Genomic DNA, 14989 nt, shown 5'->3' with positions numbered 1-14989 from the left:
TGAGGAATGAAGAATTATAAGAGCCTTATCTACAGCTTCTCGTCCAAAACTAGCAGCAGTTCTTGCGGGCATTTCTCTACCCTCTTTGCTGAACCTCATCGCGCATCATCCGCACTCAAAAACTTCATCTGCTAATTCCTCATTGATTTGAAATACCGTCATCTCTTTTTCGACCTCGATCATACGCTGTGGGATTTTGAAACCAACGCCGATGAAACGCTACGACACCTCTACGACCTGCACGAACTAGACCGTTACGGCGCCTTTTCGGTGGATGAGTTTATTCGTGTGTATTCCGATATCAACCACGGCTTGTGGCGGCTCTACCAAGGTGGAAAAATCACGCAGGGCCAACTGCGCGCTACTCGTTTTCCGCGCACTTTCGTGAAGCTCGGTCTCACGGAAGCCGACTCGCCCACTGCTATGTCAGAGCAATTCACCGATATTTTGCCGTTGAAAAAAGCTGTATTTCCGCACACTTACGAAGTGCTGGACTACCTGCGCAACAAGGGCTACGCACTACACCTCATCACGAACGGCTTCAAGGATATTCAGTACCTCAAGCTCAACTCTTCGCAGCTGACCGACTACTTCCAAGAAATAGTAACCTCCGAGTGTTGCGGCTACCTCAAACCTGATACGCGCATATTTCAGCATGCGCTGGAGCGCTCCGGCGCCACTGCCACCGAGAGTCTTATGATAGGCGACAACCTCGAATGTGACGTGCTAGGTGCTCATAATGCTGGCCTCGACCAAGTATACTTCAACCCAGGAAAACGCCGCCACTTCGCCCAAACCACTTATGAAATTAGCTGCCTGAGCGAGTTGAAAGATATTCTGTAACTGTACTAGTATGCCTGTTAAGAAGGATGATCCTGCCGTTCTGCTTACCCTCTACTCCATTATATTCTGTTTTGTCACCTGGGCAGCGTGGCAAGACTTGCAAACTTGGCTTGGTCCTGAAACCGTAGCAACGGTAGTTGAAAAGTACGAGACGACGGGCAAGAACCACCATCATTATATAAGAGTCCAGTTCAGGCAGATTGGAAACCGCACCGTAACCAGTGATTTACAAATAAGCAAAAGCAACTACCACGCTTTTGCTATTCAGGATGTCGTTCCCATCAAATACGATAAAAGCGAGCCAGAACATACAATGTTCGTTGCCGAACCTTTATTCTCTGCTTATGCCGTCGTCTTGTACTGCGTATTGGTTTTAATAATTATCTCATCCTTCATTTCCCTGCGCAACAAAAGAAAAATCAGAAAGAAACGACTAGCACGTAGAGAAGGGCTAGCGCCGAGAGCAATAAAAAACAAGACCGAGAAACCAACAGCGGCACTTGCCGCTCCCCGCGCCTACTCCGCAGTCAGAACGTTGGCTTGGATTACGATAGGAGTGGCAATATTTAGCGGCGGCATCATTAGCTGCCGACACTCGTCAAACAGCTTTGCTCAACAAGAGGAGCCCTTGGCATTCGAGCACGGTTATGCTCCCTTGCTTGCCGTTCAATACTTGCCCGGCGCAGATTCGCCTGTAGCCTTAGTTCGGCTATCCACCCAATCTAACCCAGAAACTCCAGCCGACTCACAAGACGTCTCTCTGCCGCTCAGTGCCGAGCAACACGCCTTGCTCTATGCACGGCTGGCGCGGCCACGAACCGAAAAGGTTCAGCTGCTAGTGGCCTACCCTACTCATGCCCCAGAAATGGCGGTATTGTCCGAAGAAGGAAAGGAAGAGGAGCCCAAAAGCAGCGGCTCAACAATACTAGGCCTCGATTCCGACACCTTAGGCTGGATACTTGGCACCATCGGCGTTGTTATAATTGGCATCAACCTGGAGAAATACGTGCGGCATTACAATAGCTGGGATTGATGACTGCGCCCCTATTGCATCAGCACTTTAGTTCACTCTGTTCCATGCACTTGATTGGTTTTTCGGGCCGGCGCGGTAGCGGCAAAGACACGATAGCACGCTTGATGCAGCAGCTCCAGCCGGAGCGGCAGTGGAAAATTCGGTCGGTGGGCGAGCCTATCAAAGCCGTTTGTGCCGTTTTGGCGGGTGAGGACGTAGCGCCCTACTACTCGCAACGGGGCAAGACGGAACTGCTGCCCGCTTTCGGGCGCACACGCGGAGAAATGCTTCAGCAAGTAGGCTTGGCGTTGCGCCAGTGGGAGCCAGACATTTGGGTACAGGCGTTTTTCTCACAGCTTCCAGCCAGCCAATGCATCTTAATTCCTGATGTGCGCTTCCCCAACGAAGCGGATACTATCCGCCAGCGTGGCGGACTAATGGTGCGCGTAGAAGGCGACCCACTACAGCAGCGCGGCGATGGCAGCCGCGACGACAACCATCCTAGTGAAACCGCCCTTGATACGTATTCGCATTTCGATTTCGTTATCCAGAATATAGGCTCTTGGTCGGACCTCGAATGGCAGGTTCGCAACCTACTCGGCCGCATCTGAGACGTAATAGTGACAGTCAGATTACAAATTCTAAGCTTATTTTACGTAATTTTCTGCGTGAATTACTTAATTTAATCATAGTGGTAAAGTTATTGTCCACTTTCATTCAACCATCGGGACATGACCCCGTATGGGACCTCACACTTGTTTTGAAATAGTAGTTTGTATGCGCTTCTTGTACACTTTTCTGGCTCTTTTTTGCCTTTCCTCGGCTGCGTTTGCTCAGACGGACGTAGCTGTTTCGCCAGATAAAGCTCTGCAAGCGGATGCGGTGCCGGTATCGCAGGACCCGCCTAGCGCAGCACCAGTTGTGTCCTGCCCCACCGTCAAGGGTCGTATTCTTAACCATAACAACGAAGGACTAGTTGGGGCCACAGTAGCCATCAAGGGAACCTACGAGGTTTTTACAACCAATTCTGAGGGCCTATACGTGGTTACCATCCCTGTTACCGGGGCTAATGTGTTGCAAGTCAGCGCGGGTGGCTATACGGAGACGGAGATTCGCTTGCAGGACTGCAATCCTGGTGATGTCACGTTAGAGCCGCTGCCGAGCACCCGTATCAAGCAGCGAGGCAAGCTCAAGGGCACCATCAAGAGGACAGGTGACCTAAAAATCAAGAAACCCTAAGCAGATCATCCTGCCGAGAAAATAGCAAACCCCAGCCGCAGGAAGTGGTTGGGGTTTGCTGTTTTTAGGTGAAATATGCTCATCAAGCCAACAAGGAATCTGCCGCAATAGGAGCCACCTTTTGCATGTGCCGCACACGCGTACCTTTGCCGCTTCCACCCCTCGTTTTCTTTACACTTTCCCAACCAGAAACCGCTATGGCCAACGGCTTTTTCAACGTCCCCATCCCCATCAACGAGCCTGTTAAGAGCTACGCGCCCAATTCGTCGGAGCGTACCGAGCTGCTCAAAACGCTGAAAGAACTCAAGCAGCAGGAGCGCGACATTCCTATGCACATCGGGGGCCAGGAGGTGCGGACCAGCAAAACGCAGCGCATCAGCCCACCCCACGACCACCAACATACTCTCGGCTACTTCCACGAAGGCGACGCCACGCACGTGCAGCAGGCCATTGACGCGGCTATGGCAGCACGGCCGCAATGGGCTGAACTGCCGTGGGAGCAGCGGGCGGCTATTTTCCTGAAAGCTGCGGAACTGTTGGCGGGCCCCTACCGCGCCCGCCTCAACGCAGCCACCATGCTGGGTCAAAGCAAAAACGCCTTCCAGGCTGAAATCGATGCTGCTTGCGAGTTGATCGACTTTTTCCGCTTCAACGTGCACTTCATGCAGGAGCTTTACCGGCAGCAGCCGCAGAGCCAGCCCGGCATGTGGAACCGCCTGGAGCACCGCCCCTTGGAAGGTTTCGTGTTTGCCCTAACGCCATTTAACTTCACTTCCATTGCCGGCAACCTGCCCACCTCCGCAGCCCTCATGGGCAACGTAGTGGTGTGGAAACCCGCTAACACGCAGATCTACTCGGCACAGGTGCTGATGGAGCTGTTCAAAGAGGCTGGCGTGCCCGATGGCGTTATCAACCTGGTGTATGTGGATGGCCCTACGGCCGGCGACGTTATCTTCTCCCACCCCGACTTCGCTGGTATTCATTTCACTGGCTCCACGGGCGTATTCCAGAATATCTGGCAGACTATCGGCCAGAACATCAAGCGCTACAAGAGCTACCCGCGCATTGTGGGCGAAACCGGGGGCAAGGACTTCATCTTGGCGCACCACTCGGCCCACGCCAAAGCCGTAGCCACGGCCATCACGCGTGGTGCCTTTGAGTATCAGGGCCAGAAGTGCTCCGCCGCCTCGCGCATCTACCTGCCTTCCAATCTCGCCAACGAAATTCTGGGCTACGTGAAGGAAGATCTGGCTTCGTTTAAGATGGGCGACGTGGAGGACTTCTCAAACTTCATCAACGCTGTCATCAGCGAGGCTTCTTTCGATAAGCTCGCTAAGTACATCGATGGAGCCAAAGCTGATGCCAACGCGGAAATCGTGGCCGGCGGCAACTACGACAAGTCGAAAGGCTACTTCATCGAGCCAACGGTTATCGTGACCAAGGACGCCAAATACGTGACTATGTGTGACGAGCTGTTCGGCCCCGTTGTGACGGTATATATCTACGATGCTGAGCAATTTGAGGAGACGCTGCATGTGGTAGACCAAACCTCGCCCTACGCCCTCACTGGTGCCATCTTCGCCCAGGACCGTTATGCCATTGACTTGGCCTCGAAAAAACTGGTGCAGGCAGCCGGCAACTTCTACATCAACGACAAGCCCACCGGCGCCGTGGTAGGCCAGCAGCCCTTCGGCGGTGCCCGCGCCTCCGGCACCAACGACAAAGCCGGCTCCCTGCTGAACCTGCTCCGCTGGGTGTCGCCACGCGCCATCAAGGAAACCTTCGTGCCACCCGTGGACTACCGCTACCCCTTCCTCGGCGTAGAAACCGGCGAAAACCTCAACGTGACCGGCCAGGGCGGATTTTAAGCCCACTCTTATATCAATAAAAAGCCGCTTCAGGAGACTGAAGCGGCTTTTGCTTTTATTCAGATGAAATCTGAGGCGGCGCAGTCAGCTTGACGCGGGCATAAAGCTCCGTTAGCGGCACTCGGATGCATAATGCTGATAAGTGCAGCTCATCTGTCAGAGCGTCGTACACTTGCAGCGTCCACTCATTCTCGGGGCTTACTTCACCTAATTGGCGCGTCAGGCATTCCACCCAGCAGTAGTCTTGCCGCACTAGCACATAGTGCCGCAGGCTGGGCAGGCGTTGGTACAACCGCAGCTTAGAAGTTCGGTCGTAATCGGCGCTACTTGGCGAGAGAACTTCAACAATGACAGAAGGATGTTGCAGTGTTCGGTCGGCGGCTAAGTCGTCGGGATGGCAGGAAACGGTGAGGTCAGGATACAAAATGCAGGTATCGTCTACTTTCAGTAGCGCCCCATCAATGAAAGCTTCGCATGCTCCCGACCCTAGTAATTGCTGTATAATACTGCTGCCATTGCGAATAATACGATTATGCGCCAATGACGCTCCCGCCATAGCGAATATCTCACCCTGAAAATACTCGTGACGCACCTCGGACGTCTCCTCTAGCGCCAGATATTCTTCGACGGTGTAGTGCGGAGATTGGGATTGTACTTGTTCCATGACGCAGGCCAGTTTCTTTTCAAAGATACACCTTTCTCTTACCGCCTGATTTCACCTTTGTTCCCAACTACCCAGGCGCTACCTTTGCCTCCCATGCCGTTTTTGAACGGCCTTTACCTGTAGACGCCTATGCTTCTCGCTGTTCAGACCCCAACCAACTACCAGCCACAGGACTTCCTACCTATTGTGGTGCAATTCACACTGGCGGTGGCTTTCGTGGCTTTTTCAATGATAGCCTCGCATTTGCTGGGCCCGCGCCGCAAGAGCCGCGTGAAAGACGAATCCTTCGAATGCGGCATCGAGTCGGTGGGTAATGCCCGCACGCCTATTTCGGTGAAGTACTTCCTGACGGCCATTCTATTTGTGCTCTTTGACGTGGAAGTAATTTTCATGTACCCCTGGGCCGTGAACTTCCGCGCGTTGGGCACGCTAGGCTTCATTGAGATGATAGTATTCCTGACGTTGTTGATGGCAGGCTTTGCTTATGTCATTAAGAAAGGAATTCTGCGCTGGAACGAGGCATAAAAGCCTCATAAGGCAACCTTTGAGCCCTTTCTAGTGTTGCCTGAATGAAGCTGCTCGGCTTCCTCAAACTGACTAAATCTCATGGATACTAGAGTCCCGGAAATAAAAACAGTGGACGCCCCCGAGGGCATTGAAGGAGCCGGCTTCTTCGCCACTTCGCTGGAGAAAGTAGTGGGTATTGCCCGTGCCAACTCGCTCTGGCCCCTACCCTTCGCCACCTCTTGCTGCGGCATCGAGTTCATGGCTACCATGGGCGCCCGCTACGACATTTCTCGCTTCGGCTCGGAGCGTCCTAGCTTCTCGCCCCGCCAAGCCGACCTGTTGATGGTAATGGGCACCATTGCCAAGAAAATGGCGCCGGTGGTAAAGCAGGTGTATGAGCAAATGGCTGAGCCTCGATGGGTGCTGGCCATGGGTGCCTGCGCCTCTTCGGGCGGCATCTTCGACACTTACTCCGTGCTCCAAGGCATCGACCGTATCATTCCGGTTGACGTGTACGTGCCCGGCTGCCCGCCCCGCCCCGAGCAGGTGCTCGACGGCCTGATGCGCATTCAGGACTTGGCTAAAAACGAATCCTTCCGCCGCCGCAACTCGCCCGAATACCAGGCCCTGCTGGCGTCTTACAACATTAAGTAAGTAGTGAGTATTGGGTATTGAGTAGTTAGACTTTTTGTGGTCAAATTCTCAATACCCAATACTCACTATTTAATACTAAGAAATGGCTGAACAGAACGAAGAATCCCCGGCCGCTCAGGAAGCCGCTGCTGCGTTGGACCCGGCCGCGCAGAAGAACGCGCAGCTGCTAGCCCTGTTGCATCGCCTGTTTGGCGAAGACGCTTTCATGGATGTAGAGGAGCCGTACGGCTTACTTACTGCTACCACCACGCGGGAGCGTATTCACGGCATCATTGCCGGCTTGCAGCAGGACCAAGAGCTTCAAATTAACTTCCTGACTACCATGTGCGGCATGCACTTTCCCGAACAGGAAGGGCAAGAGTTGGGCATGGTGTACCACCTGCACAGCCTAGTATACAACGTGCGGCTGCGGCTGAAGATCTTCTTCCCCATTTCGGACCCAGTAGTACCTACGCTGACCGACCTTTACGCTACCGCCAACTGGATGGAGCGCGAGGCTTACGACTTTTACGGCATCATCTTCCCTGGCCACCCCAACCTCATTCGCATCCTGAATGTGGAAGAAATGGACTACCACCCCATGCGCAAGGAATACGCCCTGGAAGACGGCACCCGCGAAGATAAAACCGACCTGTTCTTCGGCCGATAACTGGTAGTATAGAGTAGTTGGTATTGAGTACTCAGTACTCCAAACGGATTTCAATTTCCCACCCAATACTCACTACTCAGTACGCACTACTCAATACTAAAATGGCAGTAAACGATACGCTGGAGCAAACCGGCAAAATTCCAGAGTCGGCACGGGAGCAGGCGCCGCGGATTAATCCGTTGGTGCCCACCGTCAACGACTTCAACCAGGAGTTGACTACGCTCAACCTAGGCCCTACGCACCCCGCTACGCACGGCATCTTCCAGAACATTCTGCAAATGGACGGGGAGCGGATTGTGTCGGGCGTTCCAACCATTGGCTATATCCACCGCGCGTTCGAGAAAATTGCCGAGCGCCGGCCCTTCTACCAGATTACCCCGCTCACCGACCGGATGAACTACTGTTCGTCGCCCATCAATAATATGGGTTGGCACATGACGGTGGAGAAGCTGCTCGGCGTGGAAGTGCCAAAGCGCGCCCAGTACATACGCGTGATTCTGATGGAGTTGGCTCGGATTACGGACCACTTGATCTGCAACGGCATCCTGGGCGTGGACACGGGTGCTTTCACCGGCTTTCTCTACCTCATGGATGAGCGGGAGAAGGTGTACGAAATCTATGAGGAAGTAAGCGGCGCCCGCCTCACCACTAATATGGGCCGCGTAGGCGGCATGGAGCGCGACTTCACCGATGTAGCCATTCAAAAGCTGCGGGCCTGGCTGAAAACCTTCCCGGCGGTGATGGCGGAGTTCGAGAAGATGTTCAACCGCAACCGCATCTTCATGGACCGCGTGGTTGATGTGGGAGCTATTTCGGCAGAACGCGCGCTGAACTACGGCTTCACCGGCCCTAATCTGCGCGCCGCTGGCGTCGACTATGATGTGCGGGTGATGAACCCCTACTCCAGCTACCAGGATTTCGAGTTTGAAATTCCGGTGGGTACTAAGGGCGACACCTACGACCGGTTCATGGTGCGCAACGAGGAAATCTGGCAGAGCCTGCGCATCATTAATCAAGCGCTGGAAAACCTACCTGAAGGTCCTTACCACGCCGATGCGCCTCACTATTATCTGCCGCCCAAGCAGGCTGTGTACAAAAACATGGAGGCCCTCATTTATCACTTCAAAATTGTGATGGGTGAAATTGAGGCGCCGGTTGGCGAAGTCTACCACTCGGTGGAAGGCGGCAACGGTGAGCTGGGCTTCTACTTGGTTTCCGATGGTGGCCGCACGCCGTACCGCCTGCACTTCCGCCGTCCTTGCTTTATCTACTACCAGGCTTACACTGAAATGGTAGTGGGCCAAACGCTTTCCGACGCCATCGTGACTCTGTCGTCGATGAACGTGATTGCTGGCGAGCTGGACGCGTAGTTTTTGCTGAATTTGACCCCTATGGAGACGACTGCCGTCAAGCCGCAATTTTCCGAAGCCGCCAAAGCGGAGATTGAACGCATTTGTAAGCAATACCCTGATGACCGTCGCAAGTCGGCTTTGCTGCCGGTGCTGCACATCGCGCAGGCCGAGTTTGGCGGTTGGGTAAGCCCTGAAGTACAAGATCTAGTAGCCGAAGTGTTGGGCATTAAGCCAATTGAGGTGTACGAGGTTTCGTCCTTCTACACCATGTTTAATTTGAAGCCGGTAGGCAAGCACGTGCTGGAAATCTGCCGCACGGGTCCCTGCATGCTGCGCGGCTCCGACGAGTTGACAGCCCACCTTGAGCGTATCACGGGGGCCAAAGTAGGCGGCCCGGCTTCGGAGGATGGCCTGTTTACGCTGAAAGAAGTGGAATGCCTGGCGGCGTGCGGCTTTGCTCCCATTGTGCAAGTGCGGGAGAAATACTACGAGCAGCTTGACACACCAGAAGCCGTGGACGCCATGCTTACTGAGCTGCGTAACCAGGTGCACCGCCCAGCCCTTCCGTGGGAAGAAACCGGCTTGCCAAACGCGCTGGCGCGCAACTAAGCGCTACCTTGTATGGAAGAACGGAACAAGGACCTGCCACTGATTGTCTCGGAAATTCTCATTGAGATGTACGAGATGAAAGAAGCTCTTAATAGGGTGGCTTCTGTTGTGTTGAAGCAGCAAGAGCACACGAATGCTATGTTCAGCACGATGCAGGACGAGAGTAAAAAGAACATGGAGTATGTGACGTCGCTGATGACCGAGATTCGGCGGGAGAATCAGGAAGACCGGCAGTTCATGACCTATTCCATCAACAAAACGTTGAGCCAGCAACAGCAGGTAAACGCAGATTTTGAGCAGCGTCTGGTGCAGCTCGAAGCTAAATACAACGGCTAACCCCCTACGACTATGGGACGCAAACTGCTGACCGAACATATCAACGTTGAAGGCATCGACACTTTTGAAGTGTACCGCAAGCACGGCGGCTACCGCTCAGTGGAGAAGGCTATTAAGACGATGACGCCCGAAGAGGTGGTGGAAGAAGTGAAGAAGTCGGGCCTGCGAGGGCGCGGCGGCGCGGGCTTCCCCACGGGTATGAAGTGGAGCTTTCTGGCCAAACCGGAAGGTGTGCCGCGCTATCTCGTTTGCAACGCCGACGAGTCGGAGCCAGGCACCTTCAAGGACCGCCAGTTGATGTCGAAGCTGCCGCACCTGCTCATCGAGGGCATGATTACGAGCTCGTACGCGCTAGGCGCCAACACCTCGTACATCTACATTCGCGGAGAGCTGTTGTACGTGCTGCGTATTCTGGAAAAGGCCATTGCCGAAGCCTACGCGGCCGGTTTCCTGGGCAAGAACATCCTCGGCTCGGGCTACGACCTCGATTTGTACCTGCATCCCGGTGGTGGCGCCTACATCTGCGGTGAGGAAACGGCGCTGCTGGAATCGTTGGAAGGCAAACGGGGCAACCCGCGCAACAAGCCGCCATTTCCCGCCGTGCAAGGCCTCTACGCTCGCCCCACGGTGGTAAACAACGTGGAGTCCATTGCGGCGGTGCCCGTAATTGTGAACGAAGGCGGCGACGAATACGCCAAAATCGGTATTGGCCGGAGCACAGGCACCAAGCTGATTTCCGCCTGCGGCCACCTAAACAAGCCCGGCATCTACGAAATTGAGTTGGGTCTGCCCGTCGAGGAATTCATCTATTCCGATGAGTACTGCGGCGGCATCTGGAAAGGTCGGGAGCTGAAAGCCGTAGTGGCCGGCGGCTCTTCCGTGCCGATTCTGCCCAAGGAGTTGATTCTGAAAACGGCAGCCGGTGAAAACCGCCTGATGACTTACGAGTCGTTGTCGGATGGGGGCTTCGTGACGGGTACTATGCTGGGCTCGGGTGGCTTCATTGCCATGGACGAAACAACCTGCATCGTGCGCAACACCTGGAACTTCTCCCGCTTCTACCACCACGAGTCGTGCGGGCAATGCTCGCCGTGCCGTGAGGGTACGGGCTGGATGGAGAAGGTACTGCACCGCCTCGAACACGGCCACGGCCACATGGAAGACATCGACGTGCTGGTAAGTGTCGCCAAGCAAATTGAGGGCAACACGATCTGCCCGCTCGGGGAAGCTGCCGCCTGGCCCGTTGCCGCCGCCGTACGCCACTTCCGCCACGAATTTGAGTGGCACGTGACCCACGCCAAAGAAGCCGCCCAACCCGGCGCGGTGTATCCTGGCGAATTAGTTAAAGCTTAAGATTTAGAGCTTAGAAGTGAGAACTTAGAGCTTAGATTTTGTGAAAGACAGTGGCCCAAGACCAAAAGTCTAAGCTCCAGATTCTCACTTCTAAGCTTTCAACATAGAACCAATGGCTAAAATAACTTTTGATGGCATCGAGGTAGAAGTTCCAGACGGAACCACCATCCTCAATGCGGCCCGCCAGATCGGCGGCAGCATCGTGCCCCCAGCCATGTGCTACTACACGCCCTTGAAAGGCTCCGGCGGTAAGTGCCGCGCCTGTCTGGTGCGGGTAGCCGCTGGCTCAGCCAAAGATCCGCGCCCGATGCCTAAACTGGTGGCCTCGTGCGTGACGCCTGTGCAGGACGGCATGGTGGTTGAAAATACGACTTCCGAGCAGGTGCTGGACGTGCGCAAAGGCATCGTAGAGATGCTGCTCATCAACCACCCGCTAGACTGCCCGGTGTGCGACCAAGCGGGCGAGTGCGACTTACAGAACTTTGCTTTCGAGCACGGCGTGTCTACGACCCGCTACCAGGAAGAGCGCCGCACGTTCGAGAAAATCGACATCGGCCCGCTGATTCAGCTGCACATGACGCGCTGCATTCTGTGCTACCGCTGCGTGTACACCGCCGACCAAATCGCGAAGGGCGACCGAGTGCACGGCGTGCTGGGCCGCGGTGACGCCGCCGAAATTGGCACCTACATCGAGAACATCATCGATAACGACTTCTCTGGTAATGTCATCGATGTGTGCCCGGTGGGCGCGCTGACCGATAAAACCTGGCGCTTCAAGCAGCGCGTGTGGTTCACTAAGCCGGTGAATGCTCACCGTGATTGCCCTAAATGCACCGGCAACGTGGTGCTCTGGTATAAAGGCCCCGACGTGCTGCGCGTGACGGCCCGCAAAGACCAGTACGGGGAGGTGAAGGAGTGGATCTGCAACGAATGCCGCTTCGAGAAGAAGGAAACCGCTGACTGGACTATCGAAGGCCCGGCGCACATCGACCGTTCTTCGGTAATTTCGGCCAACCACTACGAGCTACCCGTGCTGAATCACACGCTAGTAGCCGACTTGCCCGCCAGCACCCAGCGCGACCTGGAAAAGAATCCACCCTTGAAACTAGGCTAAATGGCTTAATGGCTGCATGGTTAAATGGTTGACCGTCCAACGAGTCCTCAGAACGACCAACCATTTAACCATGCAGCCATTAAACAATAAAGAACATGATCGAACTACCAACCTTAGGCTGGCAATCCATTGTCATCTTCGTCGTATTTGCGCTTTCGCTGCTGATTGCGACGTACTCCACTTATGCGGAGCGCGTTATTGCGGCTTTTTTGCAAGACCGCGTGGGACCAGACCGGGCCGGGCCTTACGGCTTGCTCCAGCCGCTGGCCGATGCCGTGAAGATGTTCACCAAAGAGGAATTTTTCCCTGGCGGCGCCAGCAAGGTGCTGTTCGTCTTCGGCCCCTGCCTGGCCATGATTACGGCGCTGATGTCGTCGGCGGTAATTCCGTTTGGCAACAGCGTGAGCTTCGGTAATAACAACTTCTTCCTGCAAGGCATCGACGTGAACGTGGGCATGCTGTGGGTGTTCGGCGTGGTTTCGCTGGGCGTGTACGGCATCATGATTGGCGGCTGGGCTTCCAACAACAAGTTCTCCTTACTCGGCGCCATCCGGGCCGCGTCGCAAAACATCAGCTACGAGCTGGCCATGGGTATGGCCCTGATTGCGGTACTCATGATTTCGGGCACGCTGAGTCTGCGCGAAATCACGCTGCAACAGTCGGTGCCGGGCGAGTGGGCCATGTGGAACATCGTGAAGCAGCCCTTGGGCTTCATTATTTTCTGCGTGTGTGCTTTCGCGGAAACCAACCGCACGCCTTTCGACTTGCCGGAGTGCGAAACGGAACTGGTGGGTGGCTACCACACGGAGTACTCGTCGATGAAGCTGGGCTTGTACCTGTTTGCGGAGTACATCAACATCTTCGTGGCTTCGGCCGTGATGAGCGTGCTGTACTTCGGAGGCTTCAACTTCCCCTTCCAGTACGAGCTGCGCGACTGGCTCGTAAGCAGCCAGGGCTGGGAATTAATTTCGGCTCAAAACCTGATTACGGCGCTCGGTACAGTAGGCCTGTTCGCCAAAATCTTCGGGTTCATTTTCTTCTTCATGTGGGTGCGCTGGACCTTGCCACGCTTCCGCTACGACCAACTGATGCGTCTGGGCTGGACCATCCTCATCCCGGCGGCCGTCATCAACATCCTCATCACCGGCGGACTCATCCTGTTCAAGGTGATTCAGTAGATTCGTGCTTCACCCAACCTCCTACTGCTATGTCTTCCGATGAGCGTTTAATTGAAATCATGGCGGACATGCTGAGCGAGCTGCGCGGCCTCAAAGAAGTTACGCAGACGATGGCAGGGGATATTCACGTGATGAAAAACGACATCAATGTGATGAAGAATGACATCACTGAACTGAAAATCCAGCAGGCTAAGACCAACATTGGCCTGAATGAGATGCGCTTATCCAACATGAAGCTGGCTGAGCGCATAGAGGAAATCGTGCATCTCGACCAGCGGGTGCGCGTGCTGGAAAACATTGTGCTTCCAAAGGCTTCCTAAGCCAATAGAGATAGATTACAACCATGCAACTCACCAACCGAGCCAAGAAACTAGAGAAGAAGCCGATGACCTTGGCGGAGCGGGCGTATTTGCCAGCCATCTTCCAAGGGCTGAGCATTACGATGCGTCACTTCTTCATGAAGAAGGCCACCGTGCGCTACCCCGAACAGACGCGCCCCTTCTCGCCCGTGTTCCGCGGCCTGCACGTACTCAAGCGCGACGAGCAGGGCCGGGAGCGGTGCACGGCCTGCGGCTTGTGCGCCGTAGCTTGCCCTGCCGAAGCCATTACGATGGTAGCCGGCGAGCGAAAGAAAGGCGAAGAGCACCTCTACCGTGAGGAGAAATACGCCATCAGCTACGAAATCAACATGTTGCGCTGCATCTTCTGCGGCCTCTGCGAAGAAGCCTGCCCGAAAGCAGCTGTGTATCTACAACCCGATAAAATGGCCCCACCGCGCTACGAGCGCGACGAGTTTATCTACGGCAAGGACCGCCTCGTAGAGTCGGTTTCGCCCGATGAACGGTCAGTGCGCGGCATTCAGCTTACGCCGGAGCAAGCCGAAAAATTGCGTAAGCAGTTGGCTTAGTTGTCCATTGCTCGTTGTTAGTTGTCGGTTCACGCAATTGCAACGCCTTCCCTACCCGACAACTAACGACTTCAACCTAATACCTAGTTAATGTCTCCTCTCTTTCTGTTTTTGTCTTTCGTGGCGCTGTTGAGCGCGCTGGGAGTGGTTTTCGCCAAGAACCCGGTGCACAGCGTGCTGTTCCTGATCCTGACGTTCTTCACGCTTTCTGGGCACTATCTGTTGCTGAACGCGCAGTTTCTGGCGGCCGTGAACATCATCGTGTACGCCGGCGCCATCATGGTGCTGTTCCTGTTCGTGATTATGTTCCTGAATCTGAACGTAGACACGGAGCCGCACAAACCGGCCCTGGCCAAGATTGCCGCGGCCGTAGCGGGTGGTTCGTTGCTACTCATTCTGGTGGCGGCCCTGAAAGACATTCAGCCCACCGGCTCGCCCCTCAACAGCTCCTTCGACAGCCAAATCGGAATGGTAGATCGGCTAGGGCTGGTGCTTTATCAGAACTATTCGTTGCCTTTTGAGCTGGCCTCGGTGCTGTTTCTAATTGCGATGGTGGGCGCCGTGATGCTGGGCAAGCGGGAAGCTGGCGAGCGGAATTTCTAGGGCTTCTGCTCATCTGACAAACGCGAAAAGCGGCAGCTGATACATCAGTTGCCGCTTTTCATTTTAGGACTATCCGTCCCAATAAGAAATCAAAAATATTC

Annotated in this window: 18 protein-coding genes; 17 read left to right on the top strand and 1 reads right to left on the bottom strand. The window is 54.8% G+C overall.

The features are described from left to right. Positions 1–147 precede the first annotated feature (147 nt). The 5 genes from ACYSMN_RS17000 (at position 148) to pruA (ending at position 4962) form a co-directional block, all read left to right on the top strand. The gene (locus tag ACYSMN_RS17000; RefSeq protein WP_488925109.1) at positions 148–843 is read left to right on the top strand and encodes a YjjG family noncanonical pyrimidine nucleotidase; all 696 of its coding nucleotides are present in this window, start codon (positions 148–150) and stop codon (positions 841–843) included. A 10-nt stretch (positions 844–853) separates the two neighbouring features. Further along, positions 854–1876: a hypothetical protein gene (locus ACYSMN_RS16995; RefSeq protein WP_488925108.1), complete on the top strand. Its 1023-nt coding sequence runs from the start codon at positions 854–856 to the stop codon at positions 1874–1876. 44 nt (positions 1877–1920) lie between these two features. Then, a complete protein-coding gene (locus ACYSMN_RS16990) occupies positions 1921–2466 on the top strand; it encodes a hypothetical protein (RefSeq protein WP_488925107.1) in 546 nt (181 codons plus the stop codon). Between the two features lie 166 nt (positions 2467–2632). Beyond that, positions 2633–3094 carry a carboxypeptidase-like regulatory domain-containing protein gene (locus ACYSMN_RS16985; protein ID WP_488925106.1) on the top strand — a complete coding sequence of 154 codons (462 nt, stop codon included), beginning with the start codon at positions 2633–2635 and terminating at the stop codon, positions 3092–3094. A 197-nt stretch (positions 3095–3291) separates the two neighbouring features. Further along, positions 3292–4962, top strand: a complete 1671-nt coding sequence (gene pruA, locus ACYSMN_RS16980; protein ID WP_488925105.1) for an L-glutamate gamma-semialdehyde dehydrogenase — start codon at positions 3292–3294, stop codon at positions 4960–4962. Positions 4963–5017: 55 nt separating this feature from the next. On the opposite strand, the gene ACYSMN_RS16975 is transcribed toward pruA, so the two are convergent. After that, complete coding sequence (locus tag ACYSMN_RS16975; RefSeq protein ID WP_488925104.1) at positions 5018–5626, bottom strand: Uma2 family endonuclease; 609 nt, start codon at positions 5624–5626, stop codon at positions 5018–5020. 129 nt (positions 5627–5755) lie between these two features. Between ACYSMN_RS16975 and ACYSMN_RS16970 the strand changes: the two genes are divergently transcribed. The 12 genes from ACYSMN_RS16970 (at position 5756) to ACYSMN_RS16915 (ending at position 14888) form a co-directional block, all read left to right on the top strand. Then, positions 5756–6151 (top strand): NADH-quinone oxidoreductase subunit A, encoded by a 396-nt coding sequence (locus tag ACYSMN_RS16970; protein WP_488925103.1) that lies wholly within the window; start codon positions 5756–5758, stop codon positions 6149–6151. Positions 6152–6232: 81 nt separating this feature from the next. Then, entirely contained in the window at positions 6233–6787 is a 555-nt protein-coding gene (locus ACYSMN_RS16965; RefSeq protein ID WP_488925102.1) for an NADH-quinone oxidoreductase subunit B, read from the top strand. A gap of 82 nt (positions 6788–6869) precedes the next feature. Then, complete coding sequence (locus tag ACYSMN_RS16960; protein ID WP_488925101.1) at positions 6870–7436, top strand: NADH-quinone oxidoreductase subunit C; 567 nt, start codon at positions 6870–6872, stop codon at positions 7434–7436. A 101-nt stretch (positions 7437–7537) separates the two neighbouring features. Beyond that, positions 7538–8806, top strand: coding sequence for an NADH-quinone oxidoreductase subunit D (locus ACYSMN_RS16955; RefSeq protein ID WP_488925100.1), 1269 nt, complete (start codon positions 7538–7540; stop codon positions 8804–8806). Between the two features lie 21 nt (positions 8807–8827). Next, on the top strand, positions 8828–9397 hold the full coding sequence (locus ACYSMN_RS16950; protein WP_488925099.1) for an NADH-quinone oxidoreductase subunit NuoE family protein: 570 nt from the start codon (positions 8828–8830) through the stop codon (positions 9395–9397). Positions 9398–9409: 12 nt separating this feature from the next. Then, complete coding sequence (locus ACYSMN_RS16945) at positions 9410–9733, top strand: hypothetical protein (protein ID WP_488925098.1); 324 nt, start codon at positions 9410–9412, stop codon at positions 9731–9733. Between the two features lie 12 nt (positions 9734–9745). Then, complete coding sequence (gene nuoF / locus ACYSMN_RS16940) at positions 9746–11086, top strand: NADH-quinone oxidoreductase subunit NuoF (protein ID WP_488925097.1); 1341 nt, start codon at positions 9746–9748, stop codon at positions 11084–11086. 112 nt (positions 11087–11198) lie between these two features. Next, complete coding sequence (locus ACYSMN_RS16935; RefSeq protein WP_488925096.1) at positions 11199–12200, top strand: NADH-quinone oxidoreductase subunit G; 1002 nt, start codon at positions 11199–11201, stop codon at positions 12198–12200. Between the two features lie 98 nt (positions 12201–12298). Next, a complete protein-coding gene (gene nuoH, locus ACYSMN_RS16930; protein ID WP_488925162.1) occupies positions 12299–13378 on the top strand; it encodes an NADH-quinone oxidoreductase subunit NuoH in 1080 nt (359 codons plus the stop codon). Positions 13379–13407: 29 nt separating this feature from the next. Continuing rightward, entirely contained in the window at positions 13408–13698 is a 291-nt protein-coding gene (locus ACYSMN_RS16925; RefSeq protein WP_488925095.1) for a hypothetical protein, read from the top strand. A 23-nt stretch (positions 13699–13721) separates the two neighbouring features. Beyond that, positions 13722–14285: a NuoI/complex I 23 kDa subunit family protein gene (locus ACYSMN_RS16920; RefSeq protein ID WP_488925094.1), complete on the top strand. Its 564-nt coding sequence runs from the start codon at positions 13722–13724 to the stop codon at positions 14283–14285. 90 nt (positions 14286–14375) lie between these two features. Continuing rightward, a complete protein-coding gene (locus ACYSMN_RS16915) occupies positions 14376–14888 on the top strand; it encodes an NADH-quinone oxidoreductase subunit J family protein (protein ID WP_488925093.1) in 513 nt (170 codons plus the stop codon). Positions 14889–14989 lie beyond the last annotated feature (101 nt).

Source organism: Hymenobacter sp. M1-2 (genome assembly GCF_057808495.1).
The sequence above is the reverse complement of the archived record's forward strand: the minus strand, read 5'-3'. Positions and strand labels throughout refer to the sequence as shown.